The organism is Peribacillus sedimenti (assembly GCF_046237635.1).
GTDB classification, from domain to species: domain Bacteria; phylum Bacillota; class Bacilli; order Bacillales; family DSM-1321; genus Peribacillus; species Peribacillus sedimenti.
This window is the reverse complement of sequence record NZ_CP143547.1, coordinates 2741285-2760812: the sequence shown is the minus strand read 5'-3', so window position 1 is coordinate 2760812 and position 19528 is coordinate 2741285. Positions and strand designations below refer to the sequence as shown.

Below are 19528 nucleotides of genomic sequence, written 5' to 3'. Positions count from 1 at the left end.
TTTCTTGTTAGGAACAACTTCATTCGTTCCATTTATAATGCTAATTAGGGGGAAGACCTTGTGGAAAAACAGTCATTATTTATCGGCGGGGAATGGGTGCAGGGGAAGGAATATGAAGATCTCCTTTCACCATACAATCAGGAAATAATAACTTCAATCCCCATTGCGGACAAACAGGAAGTAGAGGATGCTTTAGCAAGCGCCGAAGCCGCAGTTAAAACCATGCGTGCTTTGACCTCGTTGGAGCGTTCAGAAATTTTGGAAAAAGTATCTGATTTATTTAAGGAAAGGGCCGAGGAATGTGCTCTTATTTTAGCAAGGGAAAATGCTAAGCCCCTAAAGGCAGCAAGGGCTGAAATTCTGCGTACGATAGAGACCTATAAATTTGCTTCAGAAGAAGCGAAAAGGATTCACGGCGAAACCATTCCGCTTGATGCTGCAAAAACTGGAGCAAATCGTTTTGGCTATACCAAGCGCGAGCCATTAGGGATCATTGCAGCCATCACACCTTTTAATTTCCCATTTAATCTGGTAGCACATAAGTTAGGACCTGCTTTTGCTGCCGGGAATACGGTAGTGCTGAAACCTGCCTCACAAACTCCTCTCAGTGCTTTCATGACAGCCAAGATATTCGAAGATGCGGGTTTGCCTGCAGGTGCGCTTAATGTGGTAACGGGCAAAGGGAGTGCCATTGGCAATATATTGGTAACCGATCCGAGGGTCAAGATGGTTACATTTACGGGTAGCGTTCCTGTCGGATTGGGTATAAAAGAAAAAGCAGGACTGAAGAAAGTTACGCTGGAGCTTGGTTCCAATGCCGCTGTCATAGTGGATAGCGCAGATGATCTCGACGCAGTCGCTGCCCGCTGTGTTGAAGGCTCCTTTAATTTCGCAGGCCAGGTATGTATCTCTGTACAAAGAATATATGTACAGGAAGAATTATATGATAGCTTTGTAGGAAAAATGGTTAAATTTGCACGTGAGCTGAAGCTTGGGGACCCTCAATCTGAAACAACGGATGTATCATCCCTTATTCATCCAAGTGAAACAGAACGGATTGAAAATTGGATAAGGGACGCTGAAGCGTCAGGCGCTTCCATTGTTCATGGTGGAAAAAGAATGGGTACAGTGTTCGAACCCACCATTATTTCGCAGAGCGGCAAAGAGCTTTCAATATCATGTAAGGAAGTATTTGGTCCCGTAGTTTCTGTAAATTCTTATCGTACCTGGGATGAAGCCATTGAATTAGTAAATGACTCTGAATATGGCTTACAGGCAGGGGTATACACCACCAATATAAATAAAGCATTCGATGCTGCAGAAAGATTAGAAGTTGGTGGAGTGATTATCAATGATATACCTTCATTCCGAGTGGACCACATGCCTTATGGAGGAGTCAAACATAGCGGGATTGGCAAGGAAGGCATCAAATACTCAACGGAAGAAATGACTGAATTAAAATTCGTTTCCTTTAAATTATAGAGGTGGGTAAACAGCAAATGTTTTCTATAATTTTCACCGTGATGAGGCCTGGATTTGAGTTATCAAGTACCATCAGCTGATTTCATATGATGAATCAAAATAGGAGTATCAGCTCGTCAATATTGGCGAGTTTTTTAATGCTATACACATACCTCATTAATAGAAATATACCCTCCTGGTCATTGATAACTTGCATTATTTGGAAACTTAGGATCTACAAAATCTGTATGTATCATGGTGATGGCGTTTTATATGAGAAGGCTTTGCCGGTATTGTTTATTAGCGAATCATCTACCTATAAATTTAATTACAAGAACACAAACTCCAAGCCCAGCTACTGTGTCCAAATAAAGGGACCAGGCCAGCTAGCCCCTTTATACGGGGATAATAATTCGAAAGAGCGTTCCCTTACCTTTTTCGCTTTCTATATGAATCTTCCCTTTTACTTTGTTTACAGTACTGTAAACCATCAGCATGCCAAGGCCGGTACCTTCCTTTTTTGTTGAGTAGTAGGGATTGCCCAGCATCATGATTTCCTCTCTAGTCATTCCATAACCGTCATCCTTGATCTCGATAATGATGTTATTCTCGTTATCATTCTTAACTTCTATATGGAGAGTGCCGCCATTTTCCTTCATGGCCTCGATCCCATTCTTATATAAATTGAGCATACACTGCTGGATTTGGTTTTTATCATAAGTTATATTTAATGTGTTTGTAAAACTCAGCTTTATATCCACATCATTCATATTCGCATATGGTGTAATGATGTTCTTGACATATTCAACTTCCTCTTTGAGGTTGGAATATACCATATATTCTGATTGAGGTTTTGCAAAAGCAAGGAAGTCACTGACAATGTTTTCTGCACGCCTTAACTCCTGAAGGGCGAAACCAATGTATCCCTTTTCCTCATAGGAGATATTCTTGGATTTATTAATAAGCTGCAGGAAGCCGCTGGTTACAGTTAATGGATTACGTATTTCATGAGATACACTTGCTGATAATTCGCTGATCAAATTTAATTTTTCGGTTTGGATCATAGATTGGCGTGCTTTGGTGTTTCTGATAATTTGCTGGATCATGCTTATAATGATCACCATAACAACGACATAAGTCGTAATACTATACGTGAAGAGGATCCAATATTCCCTGTTCATTACCTGGCCTGTAAAGGGTAATATAACTAAGTACAAGGATATCGTCAGAAACGACACCACAGCTGCACAGACTGTTCTGCTCCGTGACCGAAACTGTAAAAATGTATTTTTTAAAGATGGCACCAATGCGAAAATGACTGTTGAAAAAACGAAGGAGGGCAGAAATCCTTCACCGCCGATAATGAAACGATGTATATTCAAAATTAGATATAAAGGAAAAGCGAGTCGATAACCTCCGAAAAGAGAGACAATGATAAACGGTATATAACGTAAATCTACTATATAACCGATATCCAATTTGATCGGAAACTCCATACATAACATCATTGTGATGGCAGCCAAAATAAATAAAAAGAATTTACTGTTGTAATTAAGGAAAAAATTCAAGCGATTCTCAAAAAATATGAGAAATATGGTAACTGGTAATAGTAAAAATAAAAAATTTATAAGCATTGAATCAATCAAGCCAGGACTTCCTTTCCTATAAACCATCTTAAATAAACGCCGTGAAATTGATATTTCACTCTCTTTTTTCTTTTTCGACAATTTCTTGGATGAATCGACAAAAATTTCACATCTTTATTTTATTTCAAGAATAATTGGTTGCCAAGAGATATGCGGAAAAAAATGAAATGGAGAAAGAGAAGAGGTATCATTCATTAGGTTTATAATTACGGAAGATTATTACTAGGATGGTAAATAAAAAAGCCTCGCAAGGAGGCATTTTCAGTCATTATCTAAGTCTCGATCAAGAAAAGAAGCTTTTTTCACCTCAATAATGCCTAAAAAGCTTTTAATTTCATGAAGCTCCCTAAGAATGATCAGTGTATGAATCCAGGCTGCAATGGCTGCAATGGATCCAAAAATTATAATAACCGGAAGAACAAATGCACTAAACAACTGCTTATCACCCCATAAAAAGAAATACCTATATAGTCCTGGATCCTCTTCGGAATTTTCCAATCATTTTCTCTTAATTTAACATATTATCACATTGTTTTTTCCAGCATTCTTATAAAAGTTCAAGGAAAAGGTTGTGAATCCTGTGATGGGGGTGATTATTAGACTAAATCAAATTCTAGTTCAGTTCAGAAAAGCGTAATTTTTCCAGTGATATAAGTGAATACTGCCGAATCTCATTTTCCTAATGTTAAATATAAAAACAGATATGTAACGACATGGCAAACTGATGAATCAGAAAGATTTTCTCATATATATACTTTTAGAACAGTTTCATTAAAATGGAAAACCTTCAGAACGCTCTTGTTGCGCTATATCAATTATTATTTTTGTGATTCAAGTTTCCTCAACAGATAGATTTCCTGGGAGTGAGGGGAGCCTGAGTCTGGGAGAACTGACATAATTAGTTTAATATCTTCCATGATTTCTGCTTTTGAAACGTCTTCCCCGCATCTTTCATAATCGTTCAGTAACCGGTCAAGTTCTCTTCTTAAAAATGGAAATTTTTGCTCGTTCACCATGTTTATAACCCTCTCCCATAGAAAGATAATTTGGGGTTGACTGCCAGATATAAGATATGAATGCTTAATCGCATGTTTCGACAAATAAAAGAGCCGAAAGAAAAGGTTCTTTTCTTTCGGCTTATGTCCGGCACAAAAATTGTCCAAATCACTACCACCGTATTATTGTTTTGGTTTTACGATTATTATAATGACACTATTATCCATTTCAAAATTCCAGTCTACGAAAATATCGAGAATATCAGCATTAAGCATAGAAGGAAGGTTTGTATTATTTATCAGCAAATCTCCTTCAAGCTGTCTTTTTGCTACTCTTAAAGTCTCGGTAAATCCTAGAGCAATGAGTTGTTTTTCTATAGGTACCAGGATACCCTCGCGGATCACTATTATGGCTCGAGGACTTAGCTGATAGGAGATAATGGATTCGGGTGCCTTCTCAGCTTGTTCACTAATCTGGATAATTTCCTTATCTACTGCATTTTTCTCCTTGAAATCCTCATCATATGGATTATCAGATAGAGGTGCTTCCGGACTGATTCCTACAAACATACCGGTTTGATGCTGTAAGTTCCAATCGTAATAAAGATGCTGGATTTCCATTTCGGTAATTGCCTTGATATAACCGCGTATCTCGGGCTCTATAGTCTTCATCAGTACTTCACGTGTAGTTTTGACAGTAATCTCTTGATCCTGGTCAAGCAGCACTTGTTCCATCGCTGATATAAATCCGCGGACGTAGACCAGAACAAAAGGTTTTTTTACAGTTACATGCACTGCTTCGGGACCCTTGCCAAATTTATCACGCAACAATCTTCCCAAGTTGTTCGCCAATTTGGTTTGCTGGCTTTTTACATCCATATCACTTCACCCTTATTTGGAAAGAAGCATCAAATCTCCTATCCGTTAATGAATTTTACCATCATATATTCAATTTTTTCAATAGTTAAATACTTTTTTATTTTTATCGTTCCCGTTTCCTTTACTGGAAAAACGCTTTTTGTAAATCGGCACAGGAACTAAAGTGATGCTGATGAGTGAGTTCCAAATATTTTTAGGGTGCCAAAGGATTTTCCTTATTTTTGGAGAATTAGTCTATTAGTAGCATTTTTGTTTTACCCCTAAGATGGAACTCGAACATTTAAGTAGATAAAGTTATATGATTCGCTCACTTGCTCTTTTTTATTAGATTTAATTGGATAGAATGAGGGAATTTAGATTTAATGCTAAGTTCTTAAAGGGATGGCGTCTATGGTATTTAATCATAAGGAAAGAGAAATTGGGAGCTATATCGGAAGGCTTCTAAGAGAAAATTTTGGCAAGGGGCCAGGTTCAGTTTATGCGACCGTTGCCTATCCTTTTATCACGATATATATCAAAGATTTTATAACACCAATGGAGCAAAGGTTATTGGACCAGGGAGACAATATTGCCTATGTGCAAAAAATAAGGGATATGCTGATGGAAACTCTAATACCGGAGATCAAGATTTATATAAAAATGAGGCTAGGAGTGGAAATCAAGGAGTTTTATTATGACTGGAATTTGCACACATCATCAGGAATGTTTGTAGCAGTTACTCCAGAAAACCATACTTCTTTGTCGGCCTTTTACCAAAATCAAGAGAATGTCCATCATGAAATAATATCGATGAGTGAAGAAGCGCAAAAAACCCCTGGTAAGATTTGTTCCTACTTGCTGAATCCTAGAACACTGCTAATCATTCGTAAAAAGATTCTTATAAGGATTGAAATGGAGCTAATTTCCTTAGGTTATAACGAGACGCTTACAATCGCCAAGAGAAGATTGGAAAAAAAGCTCTTACATAGTCATAAGGAAAATTTAGAAATATACTTGGGAGCCCGGGTGGAGAATTTTTTTGTGGCCTGGAACTTTGAAGAGGACAAAAGCGGCATCGTAATTATTTTGCAGCCGATATAATGGGGGCAGCAATGGGCTAGGCGATAGAACTAGACATGAGCCAAAAAGAAGAAATATCTCTTCTTTTTGGCTTTTTTTTATCAAAAATATTCGAATTGGTTTGATTATAGATAATAATTCTTTGGGGTGAGAAAATGAAGAATGACGATTTGCAAGCTGATTCAGCATTAAGAAATACAAATAAAAAGTCATTACTGTCTGCGAAATCGAGCTTCACAGTTGAAATCCGACAGGAATGGGATATAGTTCATGCAAGAAAAATCGGACGAGAATTATCTTATTCCCTTAAGTTTACTACAGTAAATCGGGCAAAATTAGTTACGGCTATTTCAGAGTTAGCAAGGAACATGTATCAGCATGCTGGCAGCGGCCAAATTAGAATGGAACCTGTTCACGAGAGGACGAAGTATGGAATTAGAGTAACGGCTATAGATCAAGGACCTGGAATCAAGGATAAAAATAAAGCACTGAAGGCAGGATATTCAACATCCGGGGGACTTGGAGTCGGACTACCCTGGGTGAAGAAGCTAATGGATGAGTTTTCGCTTGAATCGACAGTGGATACAGGGACGAGAATTACGATTGTTAAATGGCAAATTATTTAACAATTGATTACCTGCTTTTTCTTCAAAATAGACCATTAGAATAGGGTATCGCAAAGAAAGGAGCCTGATGATTTTCCGCATGTAACTGAATAGAAGAAATTTGTTCGTACGTCAATAAACTTTGGTCCTGTATCGGAAATGGATGTAACGTAATATTAAAAATCCCCAGAATTCCGTTTAGGTATATTTTCCCTTTCTTATCGGGGACATTAGTATTACCCATACCATATATAAGGAACAATAAAAAGAAGGTGAGTTAATATGGAAGATCAATCATTAAGAGGTGTTATCACCCGCTTTGATGGAAACATAGTTGTCGTTGAAATTGAGGGGGAGGACATCAATTTTCCACATGATCAATTTCCCGCAGAAGCTGTAGCTGGCGATGTCATAAAAATTGAGAACGGAAAAGTGGATCTGTTAAGAGAAGAAAGGGAACAGCCACGCGATTAGGTATAACCAATAAAACAGCCGGATTTTTACATTTATTCTTAATGTTTATCTAAGTATTTTATCAATCGCTATTAAAAATTGTATCATATGTCCTAAACCGGTTTATTGGATCGGAGACTTGGAGACTCCAGTGCGAGCAGCATGAAAGCTGACATCCCTGTGGAATGTAAGAAATAAACAATCCATTACTTAATGTGTTATCATGTAATAGGTATATAATGGTAAATAAATAATAGTAAAAGGAGAATGTAGATGACTTTAAAACTTACGCCTTATTTAGTGCTGGATGGAAATGCCAAGGAAGCCATTCAATTTTATGAAAAAGCACTGGATGCACAAGTGCTTTTTATGCAAACATTCGGAGAGATGCCTGAAAACCCTGAATTTCCTCTCTCGGCAGATGTAAAAGGGAGAGTGGCCCATGCATTGCTTAAGGTAGTCGGTTCTGAGTTGATGTTTTCTGATACGTTTCCTGGCTCACCATATCAAACGGGTAATCATGTAACTCTCAGCATTTCAACCGATGATGCTGATAAAGCAAGGCAAATCTTTGAAGCATTACAGCAGGGTGGAAAAGTGAACATGCCTTTACAGAAAACATTTTTCAGCCCTGCTTATGGAAACTTGACTGATAAATACGGGGTTACCTTCCAGATTCACACAGAGGAAAAATGATTTAGGTTGTCCAAAAATGGTTGTTTTACAATATAACAGTAATCATAAAATAGGTGGATACATAAGGCGGTTGCATGACCGTCTTTTAATTTGCCACAAAGTTTTTTACTGACAGAAAAATATATAAGGTGAAATCCAGTCGGCATATTTTTGGAATTTGCTGCATACAATCATACTTATTCGTCCATTTTATACTTCTACTCACAGGGAATATAAAAGTTTTAAAATATAATACTACTAGCAGGAATATTGTTTTTGAAAGTAGAATCAGAATTTACAGTTATAAATTAATTTTGAGTTTGCGAGAAGACGGACAAAGTTCCAGTACATGCCTGTTAATTTGATTACAGTGGTAGTGACAAGTCGAATATGTGCCGCTCTCTAAAGATTAATAATTGCAGGGTTTTGAGCAGTGAATAATTAAATCTGAAATGCTCTTTGACAAGAGTTTCGGTTATTACGAAAGCCACAGGTTTTCGGAGCATCTTTGAACAAAATATAATATATAGACAGCCTGCTATGTTAGTATGATACTTGAACCAAAAATAAGATAGTTATTGAACATATAAATGCTTTATTGTTATATAGTTTGGGTAATGTCGTAATAAAACATAAAAACGTAATTGTATAGTTTGTTTCAATCGTGTCCCGTTTTGTGGACCCTGCTATAGCATTAACAAAGGAGGTAAACAAGTATGACTGAAATTGCTGATCCAAAAAAATTGATAACCGTTGATTCCATTATTTCCATCAAAGGGATAGTCAAAGCGATATTTAAGGATACTGTCCACGTTCAAATAGGCGGAAAGGTGATCACACTGCAGACCTCTGATTTAGAAAAAGAGAGGTAATGAAAACAATCTGAACGCAATTATACATCGAATTTAAAAATTTTCGTGGATTTTTAATTCACTTTTATGTTTTTTTCTTACTGCCTGCATGGCAGTTTTTTTTTGCGAAAAATTAATCCTGGTATTTCCGGTAGATAAATAATTCACATTCTAATGATACATACTTTTTAATATAGTGGTTGCCCAAAGGCAAAAAATACCAGTGAATTTTACGATACTTTTGCTTTGAAGTTTTAATTTAGTTGGTTTAATATTTATGTTTATTAAATATTATTTTTTGAAAGGGGAAACGAGTTGTGGGAAGAGGACGTTTAGTCTTACTTAATTTAATTGGAATCCTGGTGATTTTCGCATTGATTGCGGTAGGAGGATATTACTACTATCAAAACACAAATTATGTGCAGACAGATGATGCGAGGGTTGCTGGTGACATGACGGCCATTGTCGCACCCGCAGCGGGAAGGCTATCAGGCTGGAATGTTTCAGAAGGTGATGTTGTAAAAAACGATGCAAACCTTGGGAAGATTTCAGGAGCCGATGGGACAGGAACTATAAAAGCCACTAGCGATGGAACGATTGTAAGGGAACAGGTAAATAATAATCAGATGGTCCAGGCGGGCCAAGTTTTGGCACAGACCATCGATATGAAAAACCTATATATAACAGCCAATATTGAAGAAGGCGAGATACAGGATATTGAAGAAGGTGATAGTGTCGATATCACCGTTGAAGGGGACCCTGACACTACCTATGAGGGAACACTGGAAAAAATTGGTTACGCTACAAATTCAATGTTCTCTTTAATGCCTCAGCAAAACGCGAGTGGCAATTATACGGAAGTTACACAGACGGTTCCTGTACGGATTTCTATCAAGGCTCCGTCCGATAAAGTTCTGCCTGGTATGAATGCCGACGTCAGAATCTCAGTTAAGTGAATATAGAGAGATTCCAATAGTACACGAAATAAGGAAAGGAGGTTGTCTGTAAATGGCTTCCGAACATATAGAGCTTGATGACGGAGGAGTAAGACAGCATCTCCCGTTGCTTGGTGTTTTAATGCTCGGCCTTTTTGTCGTCATCCTGAATCAGACGCTGCTGAGCGTTGCCATGCCGCATATGATGACCGACTTCAATGTGGCTGCGACAACGATTCAATGGCTTTCAACTGGTTTTATGCTGGTGAATGGTGCATTAATTCCTTTGTCTGCATTCTTAATAGAAAGATTTGGTACGCGTATTTTATTTATTATCGCGATGATCCTATTTACGATTGGCGCCTTTATTTGCGGAATAGCGCCGAATTTTTCAATCATGCTGACAGGGCGTCTAGTCCAGGCAGCAGGGGGAGGTATTTTACAACCCCTGGTAATGACGATTATCATGTTCATTTTCCCTCCTCATATGCGAGGAAAGGGAATGGGTATCTTTGGCCTTGCGATGATGTTCGCACCAGCAATCGGTCCTACTTTATCCGGATGGATCATTGAACATTTTACCTGGAGGGTGATGTTCTATGGGATGGTACCGGTTGGATTAATCGTTGTTTTAATCGCAGTTTTAACGTTAAAGAATGTTTCAGAACCTAAATATGTTCGTCTTGATGTATTAGGGGCTTTCTTATCACTATTGGGAGTGGCCTCACTTTTGTATGGTGTCAGTGAAGCAGGAACAGAATCGTGGAGTGATCCAATTGTCATATTGACCATGGTTATTGGCTTGGTTTCCATCGCAGCATTTGTCATCCAACAGTTGAAATCGGAAAAGCCATTGCTCGATTTCAGGGTCTTTAAGTATGACATGTTCTCATTATCTAATGTCATCTCTGCGATTATTACAGTTGCGATGTTTACCGGACTATTTTTACTGCCAATTTATTTGCAGAATTTCCGCGGATTTACACCGCTTGAGGCAGGATTGCTCATGCTGCCTGGGGCCTTGATCATGGCGGTAATGTCACCGATCTCTGGAATCATCTTCGATAGAGTCGGTCCGAGGCCATTGGCAATTGTCGGTTTGACTATCACGATTATAACGACATATGAATTTACAAAGTTAACGCCTGGAACGGGCTATAACACTCTGCTGGCAATTTATATGGTCCGTTCATTTGGTATGTCTTTATTGATGATGACAATCATGACAGCCGGGATGAACCAGCTGCCTCAACATTTTAACAGTCATGGAACTGCCATGTCTAATACAATCAGGCAGGTTGCAGGTGCGATTGGAACAAGTCTTGTGACTACAATCTATTCTAACCGGACCTCATTGCATGCTGCGAACCTGGGCAACCAAATGAGCACAGCCGATCCAAATTTTACACAGTCATTTCAGCATCTTGTCCAGTCGATCATGGCTTCCATGCATCAGACAGCTGAACAGGCGCAGCAAACAGCGATTTCCATCCTTCAAGGACAGATTTTGCTTCAATCAAATGTCCTCGGAATGAATGATGCTTTTTATTGGGCAACTGGATTTGCTGTCGTAGGGCTGATTTTAAGCCTTTTCCTGCGTGATGTACGAAAGGATAAGGAACGACGGGAGGCTAAGCTAAACAAAGATGTCAAGCTGCTGCCTTCTCCCGTAAATGAACAAAAGTAATCTGGTACACAACCGATGGGGGGTATTTAGATGAAGATTTATGTTGTATACGATAGTGAGGGCGAGCACACAAGGATGCTTGCTGAATCCATTGCTGAAGGGGCAAAGGAAGTTGAGGGGACAGATGTATTCATCGATCATGTCAGCACTGCAGACGTATATAAGCTTGCTGATATGGATGCTATCATCTGGGGATGTCCCGGGCATTTTGGCACAATCAGCTCCGGTCTGAAAACATGGATAGACAGGCTTGGATATTTATGGGCTGAAGGCAAACTCGTCAATAAGATAGGGGCCGTGTTCTGTACCACCGCAACCGTGCATGGCGGATTAGAGGCAACTATGCTAAACCTTATAACACCAATGCTGCATCAAGGCATGATTATCGTAGGACTTCCTGGCAGCATTGCCGAGAATGCATTGTATGGCTCTTACTATGGTGTAGGTGTCACATGCCCGCCTGACAGTGATGAGTTAATTTCCGAAAATGGACTCATTTTAGGAAGGGCTCTTGGTTCACGGGTTGCAAATGTCACAAATTCATTCACTGCCAAAAGGTAGGAGGGGTGAAACAGATGGCTATGATCATTGCCATTATTGTTGCTATATTAGTGGCCGTCGGGTTGGTATCTATGAATGTCAGGGCTGCTTCACCTCGCAATAGGGACAGTGCTGGAAATGGTCCAGGCAACGAAGGGAACAAGTTGTCTAATGAAGACAAAATTCCGGCAGGATCAAATGAGCAAAGCATGCCAAACCTTTTAGGCGCAGAGGGTGAAGATCATCTTAATAACCATATCATTCAAGATGAACATAAGATGAAGGATTACCAATATCGACAAGCCTTGAAACGGATGACAGGAACCGGGAAGCAAGACACCATAAAACCAGCAGCGCCTGTTAGTAAGCAACGCATGAAAGACCAGGACTACCGTGAAATATTAAAAACAATCAGCAAACAAAAGAACGATCAGTAATTAGTAAATTAGAGCAGTATAAATAATATAAAAAAACCGGACTCCTATTACTTTTGAGACCGGTTTTTTTTGTCATTGCTCTGAAAAAATCTTTTCTACATCATCTAGCATACGGTTAGCCGCCAGAATTCCTCCTGCTGTATTCCAAATGGCGTCATCGACTTGATATGCGCGCCCTTGTTTAACCGCATTCAGGTTTTTCCAAAGAGGGTCGTTTGTCCACTTTTTTTCAGTCGCTGTTCCTGTTTCATCATTTGGAGGCGCGTAGGTAAAATAAAAGAGTGTATCGGCATCCATTTCGGGAATGGCTTCTTTTCCAACTTCCACAGCAAGGTTACCGAGCTTATTGCCAGGCGTAAATAACTTAGCTTGCTGGTTTGCTCGTTTGAATCCTAGTTCCCTGAAAATAACCCCCGAGAAGGATTCTGTATAGTAAATTCGGGTAGTTCCGGCCATAAATCGAACAACTGATATTTCTTGGTTCGTTTTATCTCCAAGTTTTCCTTTTACATCTTGAACATGCTGGTCATATTCGCCGAGAACCTGCTTGCCTTTTTCTTTTTTATTGATTGCATTAGCATATAAACTGAAGTTCTCCTTCCAGTCTCCTCGAAGAGTTTCTGAAAAAACTGTTGGAGCAATCTGGCTCAATTTATCATAAAGGTCTTCCTGGCGCATTTTGTTCCCTATAATTAAATCGGGCTGCAGTGCAATGATCGCCTCAAGATTCACTTCACTTTCAGTTCCTACTACCTTGACATCTTTCATCTCATCCTTTATATGATCATACCATGGATTCCCTGTCCAGGATTGGACAGCACCTACTGGCGTAACTCCCAAAGATAGCAGTGCTTCTGTTCCTTCATTGGTCAAGATGACAATTTTCTTTGGTGTAGCAGAAATTTTCGTTTGGCCCATGGCATGCTCAACAGTATAGCTTTTACCCTTAGCAGGAGAAGCACCCGAATTTTCAGTTTGTCCACTTCCTCCACATGCCGCCAGTATCACGGAGAAAATAGAAAGTACTCCAAGCATGAAGATGCGTTTTAAAAACATAATAACCCCCTGAATAGTATGTATTTTTTAATGATAATCGTTATCATTTACACTTTGATAATAAAATGATATGAATGCGTTGTCAATAAACAATTGAAAATGATTTTCATTTGCATTGACAGGAAGACAGCGTTTAAATAGACTAAGATAGAGGATATGTTATATAGAATATACTGGGAACAATGGTGAGATAAAATATGATGGTATTAAAGACTACATCGCAGAAAGCAGCAGTGTACATACTGTTTTGGGTGCTTTTGCTTTTATTGATGTGTGCCAGCATTGTTTACGGGTATAGGGCTACTACCTGGACAATGGCGTGGGACTCCTTCACTGCTTTTAATGGCTCGAATGAGCATTTGGTTTTACGAACTATCAGGCTTCCAAGATCATTAATAGCTGCCTGTGTAGGCGCCAGCCTTGCAATCGCAGGTGTGTTAATGCAGACACTGACGAAAAATCCGCTTGCTTCACCGGGTATCTTTGGAATAAACGCTGGCGCAGGCTTAGCGGTTGTTATCGCAGTTACCATTTTCTCTATGGGAAGCCTTCAAGCCTATACATGGGTTTCATTTTTCGGAGCAGCCATTGCCGCGGTTTTAGTGTACGGCGCAGGTTCCTTTGGCCGGGATGGATTGACACCAATGAAACTCACCCTCGCCGGGGCAGCGATTGCCGCTTTTTTTTCTTCTTTGACCCAGGGTCTTCTGGTGTTAAATGAAACAGCTCTTGAACAGGTTTTATTCTGGCTTGCTGGTTCCGTTCAAGGCCGTAAGCTGGAAACGCTGACAGCTGTCATCCCATATTTAGCTGCAGGATGGCTAGTGTCTGTTATACTGGCAGCCAAACTAAATCTGCTTGCCATGGGTGATGATGTAGCACAGAGCTTAGGTGTTAAAGTGGGGAAAATTAAAGTCTTAGCTGCTTTGTGTGTGATATTCCTCTCCGGAGGGGCTGTTGCAGTGGCTGGTCCCGTTGGATTTATCGGTATCGTCATTCCGCATATAACACGTGCCATGGTAGGCAGCGACCATAGATGGGTCATACCCTATAGCGGTGTACTTGGAGCAATCCTTCTTGTAGCTGCAGACATTCTTTCAAGATTTATCATTATGCCGCAGGAAGTGCCTGTGGGGGTAATGACAGCTATTATAGGTACTCCTTTCTTCATCTTTATTGCAAGAAAGGGGTTTAATGGCAATGAATAAATATAAGAGTATACGACTTTTTCATGGGAAAGTTTCCTATTTGACAGATAAAAAGTCGCTTGCCGTGTTATGCGGATTATTGGCTGCGCTATCATTCAGCGTTTTACTCAGTGCTGGTACCGGTCAGTTATTTATTTCTCCGGTGAACGTCATAAAGGCTCTGTTTGGAATTGGCAATGAAATGGAAAAGATGGTTATCGTTTCATTCAGGCTGCCAAGGATCCTAGTTGCTATGATGGCGGGAATTGCCCTGTCGGTGGCAGGTGGAATTCTCCAGGGCATAATCAGAAACCCGCTTGCCTCTCCCGACATTATCGGATTGACAGGTGGCGCTTCCGTTGCAGTAGTATCGTTTCTCGCGATTTTTAGCGATACCAACAATTCATTGACTGTCAGTATAGAATGGCTGCCTATCGCGGCCTTTGCCGGAGCTGCCATCACTGCATTTGTTGTTTATATCCTGGCATGGAAACATGGAGTTGCACCAATCCGTCTTGTACTTGTCGGGATTGGCATTTCTGCATTGATGCAGGCAGGAACCACGATGATGATGGTATTAGGGCCCATATACCGTGCTTCACAGGCTAATATATGGATTACTGGTTCGGTTAATGGAGCGACCTGGGAAAATGTAAACATTATGATTCCTATAATTCTAGTCTTAGTAGCTATAACATGGATATTTGCACGTACCTTAAACGTTCATGTTTTAGGAGAAGATATTGCAGTAGGAGTAGGAAGCAAAATTCAAATACAAAGATTGATATTGTTGTTAATTGCAACTGGCCTCACTGGAAGTGCAATTGCCTTTGCTGGAGGAATTGGATTTGTTGGGCTAATGGCTCCGCATATGGCCCGCAGGATAGTAGGAAATGCATTTGGTGCGCTTTTGCCTGTTGCTGCGTTAATTGGTGCAATCCTGGTGATTATTGCAGATTTGATAGGCCGGACTATTTTTGCACCTCTTGAAGTACCCGCCGGCGTCTTCACAGCTGCCATTGGAGCGCCGTATTTTATCTATCTGCTGTATAAGACAAGATATTAATAGGAATGAGGAGTATGCGATCACAATGAATACTGCAATAAGGACGGATGCCCTAACTTTATCATATGGTGAAAATATTATAATAGATGAATTGAACTTATCTATACCACGGGGAGAAATAACTGTTTTCATCGGAAGTAACGGGTGTGGAAAATCAACATTGCTTCGGTCGATGGCTCGTTTGTTGAAACCGGTTGCCGGCTCTGTACTTTTAGATGGACAAACGATTGCCAAGTACCCTACGAAAGAGGTAGCCAGGAAAATGGCGATTTTACCTCAAGCTCCTATTACTCCGGAAGGACTGACGGTTGTCCAGCTGGTCAAACAGGGCCGCTATCCTTATCAAAGCTGGCTGCGGCAATGGACTGTGGAAGATGAGAAGAAGGTGGAGGAAGCTCTTATCGCTACAGGACTGCAGGAGCTGAGACACCGTCCTGTTGATACTCTTTCTGGAGGGCAGCGCCAGCGTGCATGGATAGCTATGACGCTTGCTCAGAGTACCGATATCATTCTCCTGGACGAACCAACCACGTATCTGGACCTGACACATCAAATAGAAATCCTTGATTTGCTGTTCGATTTAAACGAGAGAGAAAACCGCACGATTATCATGGTCCTCCATGATTTGAATTTGGCATGCCGCTATGCTCATTATGTTGTAGCATTAAAGGATGGCCGGGTTTTTGCCGAAGGAATGCCAGAGCAAATTATAACAAGTTCGCTTGTGAAAGATGTATTTCAACTGGATTGTGAGGTCACCGTAGATCCATTATTTGGGACGCCTTTGTGTATTCCGCATGGCAGAGGCAGAAAGATCGTCAAGGAGCTGTTACAGACATGATGAAAAAATTACTGGATCATGAGATAGGACTTTTATCAGCCTATCGGTTTGCTTCTAATATGGATTCATCAGCATTTTTCTTCAGTGCATTGGATCTGTTAAAGCCCGAAAAACTGCAAACCATTCTGATGGAAATTCAAAATAGATTAAAGGCGCCCGATCTGAAAGTCGCCGCTTCCTTGTTAATAAAACGATATGGATTTTTCGCCGTTATCAATATGTATTCCATGTCGATGCTGAATATAAAATTTAACTCCAATCTCGAAAATATTTCATTTCAGGAAAAAGGCCATACAGGGTGGATGCTTGAAATCCTGTACAAAGACAATACTGGGTACATTTTGGAAGCCGACAGGGAAAAAGCAAGAGAGGAAGTGTGCAAGGAAACATTCGCACTTCATCTGCATCTAATCATTGATATATTGTTTAAAGAAACAAAGCTCCCAAAACAAATCATGTGGGAGAATATAGCTACTTATATATTCTGGCTGTATGAAAACCTTCAGGGGCAATATAAAGGTAAATCGGAGGAACAAACAATCCGCTCCGACTTCCATTATCTGATAAATGAGGCCCCGGGGAGAATATTTCATGCACGGACTAATCCATTCCGCCGATTTTATACTGAAAAAAAATTCCTTCAAAAACAGGAAAAGTTTGTGCGGGTGAGAAAAACATGCTGTTTGTCCCATATGCTCGATACAAAGCAAACTATGTGTGCTGGGTGCCCCCACAATCGCAGTTTGAAAAAGGTAACAGAATGATATTCGTTAAATAACCGGGTTCGAAACTGCATCAACCAGTAACAGGACACCACCTGCTTCGAAGCAAAAATTGCTACCTCTTATAATAGCAGCAATGATAAAATACAGAGAATGATGCTCAATTTAAAGATAGAGAGGGGAGTAAAAAATGATACATAAGCTGCAGCTGGAACCGAATCTTTTCCATGGTTCTTTTAACCGTGAATATAAACCGATCCTAACTGTTCAGTCCGGAGATTCCATCCAATTGTCAACTCTTGATATTCAGTGGGGCTACTCTAAAATACCGGGTCAAGAAAGGACTATTTATTCTTCGAGGGAACAGGAAGAAAAGCCTGGTCATCCAATGGTTGGCCCTATAAAAATAGAAGGGGCGAGACCGGGCATGGTACTCGAAGTTAAACTGAATGATATTGTACCTGGCTGGTATGGGCGTAATTGGGCAGGAGGCATGAAAAATTGGCAAAATGAAAAATTAGGTTTGTCTGAATCACAGAGAGTTCAATTGGACTGGAGACTGGATACAAACACAATGTTAGGGAGATGTGTAATCGGAAATAAAACCTTTGAGGTCCCCCTTATGCCCTTCATGGGATTAATGGCTCTTGCTCCACTTGAAAGCGGAACGCATCCCACGCCTCCACCTGGTTACTTCGGTGGGAATATCGATTGTAAAGAACTTATAAAGGGAAGCAGCCTGTTTTTACCTATCTCAGTCGAAGGAGGATTATTTTCAATAGGGGATGGCCATGCCTTACAAGGTGATGGTGAAGTGTCTGGAACTGCCATCGAGTGTCCGATGGATCTCGTTGATATAACTTTGACTGTCCGCAACGATATGAGTCTAAATATGCCAATAGCAAAAACGCCGTCCGGGTGGATTACATTTGGTTTTGACGAAGATCTAAATGAAGCAGCCGCAACTGCATTATCTGAAATGGTTCAGCTTCTTCAGCAGTTTTTTGGCCTACAAAAGAGTCAAGCACTTGCTATCGCCAGTGTTGCGGTAGATCTCAGAGTCACTCAGGTTGTCAATGGAGTAAAAGGGGTTCATGCAGTCTTATCTGACAATTTTATCAAAGTCACAGAGGGAATTGAATAATAAAGAAAAGGAAAGAGAGGAGAGTGCCTTTCTTTCCTTTTTTATTGCAAAATTGCTGAAATAATTGTTCGTCGTGATTTTTTTTATTATTTATATTTAGCAGATACTATGTTTGAAGGTTTTACTCTTAAGTTAACAAATAAAATACTAATCACAATACATATAAGCCCGACTACCAAATTTAATGTGATACTTTCCTTTAAAAGCAAGGTACTGCAGAAAATCGCGATAAGCGGAATAAGAAAAGTATATGAGCCAACCTTACTTGCTTCGCCTGAGCCGACTAGTGTAAAAAATGCCAGCCAGCCAAAAGCGATGACAAACGTGGAAATAAAAAGAAGGTTGGTTACGAATGGCGCTTCCCAGTGGATATCAGACCAGCTTTCCACACTAAAGCCGATACTTATTAAGAAAAGTCCTCCAATAATAAGCTGTGCCGTGACCATCCAAATCGAATCGACACGATCACCGGTCTTTTTAACGTATACAGTACCTAATCCCCAGGCTATTGCTGAACCTATTGCAAGAAATATTCCCAAGATCGAAATGTCACCTGTCAAACCACTTGAACTTATAATCAATACACCCGCGAATCCAAGAACCAAACCAATGATTTTAAATCGATACATGGATTCACCTAGCCAAATCCAGCAAAAAATCCCCAATAATACAGGCTCAATAAAAACGATGGCCGAAAATAGGCCAGCTGGAGCATAACCCAGGCCAACGGTTTGAAGTCCGTAAAAAAGAATGATATTTAAAACAGCGGAAACCAAGTAATAATGCCAGTTTTCTTTAATACGGAGAGTCTTGAATCTGGGAAGTGCAAAGATCAGTAATATTACACCTCCCAGACATGTTCTGATGCCAGCAAATAAAATGGGAGGTGTATAGCTGAGTGCCATCTTGGAAAGTGGCCAGTTAACGCCCCACACAATTACCAGAAAAGCAAGCAGCAAGGCCGTATGTGTTTTGGAAAGTTGTTTCATGTTCTGCGCCTCCTAAAAAAACTACCTAGAAAGCATACGCCTAACCTTTAGATGAAACAACTAAAATGCCTAACAATCACATATTAAATCAAGATAGTGTATTACTTTTTTTAATTTATTTGATCAAGTAGAGCATTTTGGTATTTCTAATATACAGTTTATCCATCCAGGAGATTAATCTTGATTAGGTTTACGACTAATTAACCAGTTATTTACCAAATATATTGTATGGGATTGCATATGAGATGTAATTTCTTTAGTATTGTAGTAAAATTACTTTCGTTGATGGAGAATATTAAA

21 protein-coding genes are annotated in these 19528 nt (G+C 39.9%); 15 read left to right on the top strand and 6 right to left on the bottom strand.

All coding sequences use genetic code 11. The annotated features are described in order from the left end of the window. Positions 1-60 precede the first annotated feature (60 nt). Complete coding sequence (locus V1500_RS13670) at positions 61-1482, top strand: aldehyde dehydrogenase family protein (RefSeq protein WP_409299994.1); 1422 nt, start codon at positions 61-63, stop codon at positions 1480-1482. Positions 1483-1856: 374 nt separating this feature from the next. Here the strand turns inward: V1500_RS13670 and V1500_RS13665 are convergent, their stop codons facing one another. The 4 genes from V1500_RS13665 to V1500_RS13650 form a co-directional block, all read right to left on the bottom strand. Further along, positions 1857-3095 carry an ATP-binding protein gene (locus tag V1500_RS13665; RefSeq protein ID WP_409305992.1) on the bottom strand — a complete coding sequence of 413 codons (1239 nt, stop codon included), beginning with the start codon at positions 3093-3095 and terminating at the stop codon, positions 1857-1859. Between the two features lie 273 nt (positions 3096-3368). Then, positions 3369-3605, bottom strand: coding sequence for a hypothetical protein (locus tag V1500_RS13660; protein WP_409299993.1), 237 nt, complete (start codon positions 3603-3605; stop codon positions 3369-3371). Positions 3606-3925: 320 nt separating this feature from the next. After that, positions 3926-4123, bottom strand: a complete 198-nt coding sequence (locus V1500_RS13655; RefSeq protein WP_409299992.1) for a hypothetical protein — start codon at positions 4121-4123, stop codon at positions 3926-3928. Between the two features lie 162 nt (positions 4124-4285). Continuing rightward, positions 4286-4981 carry a Na-translocating system protein MpsC family protein gene (locus V1500_RS13650; RefSeq protein WP_409299990.1) on the bottom strand — a complete coding sequence of 232 codons (696 nt, stop codon included), beginning with the start codon at positions 4979-4981 and terminating at the stop codon, positions 4286-4288. Positions 4982-5371: 390 nt separating this feature from the next. Between V1500_RS13650 and V1500_RS13645 the strand changes: the two genes are divergently transcribed. The 9 genes from V1500_RS13645 (at position 5372) to V1500_RS13605 (ending at position 12223) form a co-directional block, all read left to right on the top strand. Beyond that, positions 5372-6061 carry a DUF2294 domain-containing protein gene (locus V1500_RS13645; protein ID WP_409299988.1) on the top strand — a complete coding sequence of 230 codons (690 nt, stop codon included), beginning with the start codon at positions 5372-5374 and terminating at the stop codon, positions 6059-6061. 134 nt (positions 6062-6195) lie between these two features. Next, positions 6196-6666, top strand: coding sequence for an anti-sigma regulatory factor (locus V1500_RS13640; RefSeq protein WP_409299986.1), 471 nt, complete (start codon positions 6196-6198; stop codon positions 6664-6666). Positions 6667-6927: 261 nt separating this feature from the next. Then, complete coding sequence (locus tag V1500_RS13635; RefSeq protein ID WP_409299985.1) at positions 6928-7119, top strand: DUF3006 domain-containing protein; 192 nt, start codon at positions 6928-6930, stop codon at positions 7117-7119. A gap of 252 nt (positions 7120-7371) precedes the next feature. After that, complete coding sequence (locus V1500_RS13630) at positions 7372-7794, top strand: VOC family protein (RefSeq protein ID WP_409299983.1); 423 nt, start codon at positions 7372-7374, stop codon at positions 7792-7794. Positions 7795-8489: 695 nt separating this feature from the next. Further along, on the top strand, positions 8490-8645 hold the full coding sequence (locus tag V1500_RS13625; RefSeq protein WP_409299981.1) for a hypothetical protein: 156 nt from the start codon (positions 8490-8492) through the stop codon (positions 8643-8645). Between the two features lie 296 nt (positions 8646-8941). After that, positions 8942-9580, top strand: coding sequence for an HlyD family efflux transporter periplasmic adaptor subunit (locus V1500_RS13620; RefSeq protein WP_409299980.1), 639 nt, complete (start codon positions 8942-8944; stop codon positions 9578-9580). Between the two features lie 52 nt (positions 9581-9632). Next, on the top strand, positions 9633-11246 hold the full coding sequence (locus V1500_RS13615) for a DHA2 family efflux MFS transporter permease subunit (protein ID WP_409299979.1): 1614 nt from the start codon (positions 9633-9635) through the stop codon (positions 11244-11246). A 30-nt stretch (positions 11247-11276) separates the two neighbouring features. Then, positions 11277-11807 carry an NAD(P)H-dependent oxidoreductase gene (locus V1500_RS13610; RefSeq protein ID WP_409299977.1) on the top strand — a complete coding sequence of 177 codons (531 nt, stop codon included), beginning with the start codon at positions 11277-11279 and terminating at the stop codon, positions 11805-11807. Between the two features lie 14 nt (positions 11808-11821). Further along, positions 11822-12223: a hypothetical protein gene (locus V1500_RS13605; RefSeq protein WP_409299975.1), complete on the top strand. Its 402-nt coding sequence runs from the start codon at positions 11822-11824 to the stop codon at positions 12221-12223. A gap of 72 nt (positions 12224-12295) precedes the next feature. Here V1500_RS13605 and V1500_RS13600 read toward each other — a convergent pair whose 3' ends face one another. Beyond that, entirely contained in the window at positions 12296-13279 is a 984-nt protein-coding gene (locus V1500_RS13600) for an ABC transporter substrate-binding protein (protein WP_409299973.1), read from the bottom strand. A 200-nt stretch (positions 13280-13479) separates the two neighbouring features. Here V1500_RS13600 and V1500_RS13595 point away from each other — a divergent pair, with 200 nt between their 5' ends. From V1500_RS13595 to V1500_RS13575, 5 genes are all read left to right on the top strand, one after another. After that, positions 13480-14487 (top strand): FecCD family ABC transporter permease, encoded by a 1008-nt coding sequence (locus tag V1500_RS13595; RefSeq protein WP_409305991.1) that lies wholly within the window; start codon positions 13480-13482, stop codon positions 14485-14487. Further along, positions 14480-15532: a FecCD family ABC transporter permease gene (locus tag V1500_RS13590; protein WP_409299971.1), complete on the top strand. Its 1053-nt coding sequence runs from the start codon at positions 14480-14482 to the stop codon at positions 15530-15532. The genes V1500_RS13595 and V1500_RS13590 overlap by 8 nt, the downstream gene beginning before the upstream one ends. Positions 15533-15557: 25 nt before the next feature. Continuing rightward, entirely contained in the window at positions 15558-16373 is an 816-nt protein-coding gene (locus V1500_RS13585) for an ABC transporter ATP-binding protein (RefSeq protein WP_409299969.1), read from the top strand. After that, entirely contained in the window at positions 16370-17137 is a 768-nt protein-coding gene (locus V1500_RS13580; protein WP_409299967.1) for an IucA/IucC family C-terminal-domain containing protein, read from the top strand. The genes V1500_RS13585 and V1500_RS13580 overlap by 4 nt, the downstream gene beginning before the upstream one ends. A gap of 148 nt (positions 17138-17285) precedes the next feature. Further along, positions 17286-18239: an acetamidase/formamidase family protein gene (locus tag V1500_RS13575; protein WP_409299966.1), complete on the top strand. Its 954-nt coding sequence runs from the start codon at positions 17286-17288 to the stop codon at positions 18237-18239. An 86-nt stretch (positions 18240-18325) separates the two neighbouring features. On the opposite strand, the gene V1500_RS13570 is transcribed toward V1500_RS13575, so the two are convergent. Beyond that, positions 18326-19228 carry a DMT family transporter gene (locus V1500_RS13570; protein WP_409299964.1) on the bottom strand — a complete coding sequence of 301 codons (903 nt, stop codon included), beginning with the start codon at positions 19226-19228 and terminating at the stop codon, positions 18326-18328. Between the last annotated feature and the right edge of the window lie 300 nt (positions 19229-19528).

Coding starts and splice junctions, on each gene's coding strand:
- V1500_RS13665 (WP_409305992.1), bottom strand. CDS start 3,095: ATGCTTATAAATTTTTTATTTTTACTATTACCAGTTACCATATTTCTC.
- V1500_RS13655 (WP_409299992.1), bottom strand. CDS start 4,123: ATGGTGAACGAGCAAAAATTTCCATTTTTAAGAAGAGAACTTGACCGG.
- V1500_RS13650 (WP_409299990.1), bottom strand. CDS start 4,981: ATGGATGTAAAAAGCCAGCAAACCAAATTGGCGAACAACTTGGGAAGA.
- V1500_RS13645 (WP_409299988.1), top strand. CDS start 5,372: ATGGTATTTAATCATAAGGAAAGAGAAATTGGGAGCTATATCGGAAGG.
- V1500_RS13640 (WP_409299986.1), top strand. CDS start 6,196: ATGAAGAATGACGATTTGCAAGCTGATTCAGCATTAAGAAATACAAAT.
- V1500_RS13635 (WP_409299985.1), top strand. CDS start 6,928: ATGGAAGATCAATCATTAAGAGGTGTTATCACCCGCTTTGATGGAAAC.
- V1500_RS13630 (WP_409299983.1), top strand. CDS start 7,372: ATGACTTTAAAACTTACGCCTTATTTAGTGCTGGATGGAAATGCCAAG.
- V1500_RS13625 (WP_409299981.1), top strand. CDS start 8,490: ATGACTGAAATTGCTGATCCAAAAAAATTGATAACCGTTGATTCCATT.
- V1500_RS13615 (WP_409299979.1), top strand. CDS start 9,633: ATGGCTTCCGAACATATAGAGCTTGATGACGGAGGAGTAAGACAGCAT.
- V1500_RS13610 (WP_409299977.1), top strand. CDS start 11,277: ATGAAGATTTATGTTGTATACGATAGTGAGGGCGAGCACACAAGGATG.
- V1500_RS13605 (WP_409299975.1), top strand. CDS start 11,822: ATGGCTATGATCATTGCCATTATTGTTGCTATATTAGTGGCCGTCGGG.
- V1500_RS13600 (WP_409299973.1), bottom strand. CDS start 13,279: ATGTTTTTAAAACGCATCTTCATGCTTGGAGTACTTTCTATTTTCTCC.
- V1500_RS13595 (WP_409305991.1), top strand. CDS start 13,480: ATGGTATTAAAGACTACATCGCAGAAAGCAGCAGTGTACATACTGTTT.
- V1500_RS13590 (WP_409299971.1), top strand. CDS start 14,480: ATGAATAAATATAAGAGTATACGACTTTTTCATGGGAAAGTTTCCTAT.
- V1500_RS13585 (WP_409299969.1), top strand. CDS start 15,558: ATGAATACTGCAATAAGGACGGATGCCCTAACTTTATCATATGGTGAA.
- V1500_RS13580 (WP_409299967.1), top strand. CDS start 16,370: ATGATGAAAAAATTACTGGATCATGAGATAGGACTTTTATCAGCCTAT.
- V1500_RS13575 (WP_409299966.1), top strand. CDS start 17,286: ATGATACATAAGCTGCAGCTGGAACCGAATCTTTTCCATGGTTCTTTT.
- V1500_RS13570 (WP_409299964.1), bottom strand. CDS start 19,228: ATGAAACAACTTTCCAAAACACATACGGCCTTGCTGCTTGCTTTTCTG.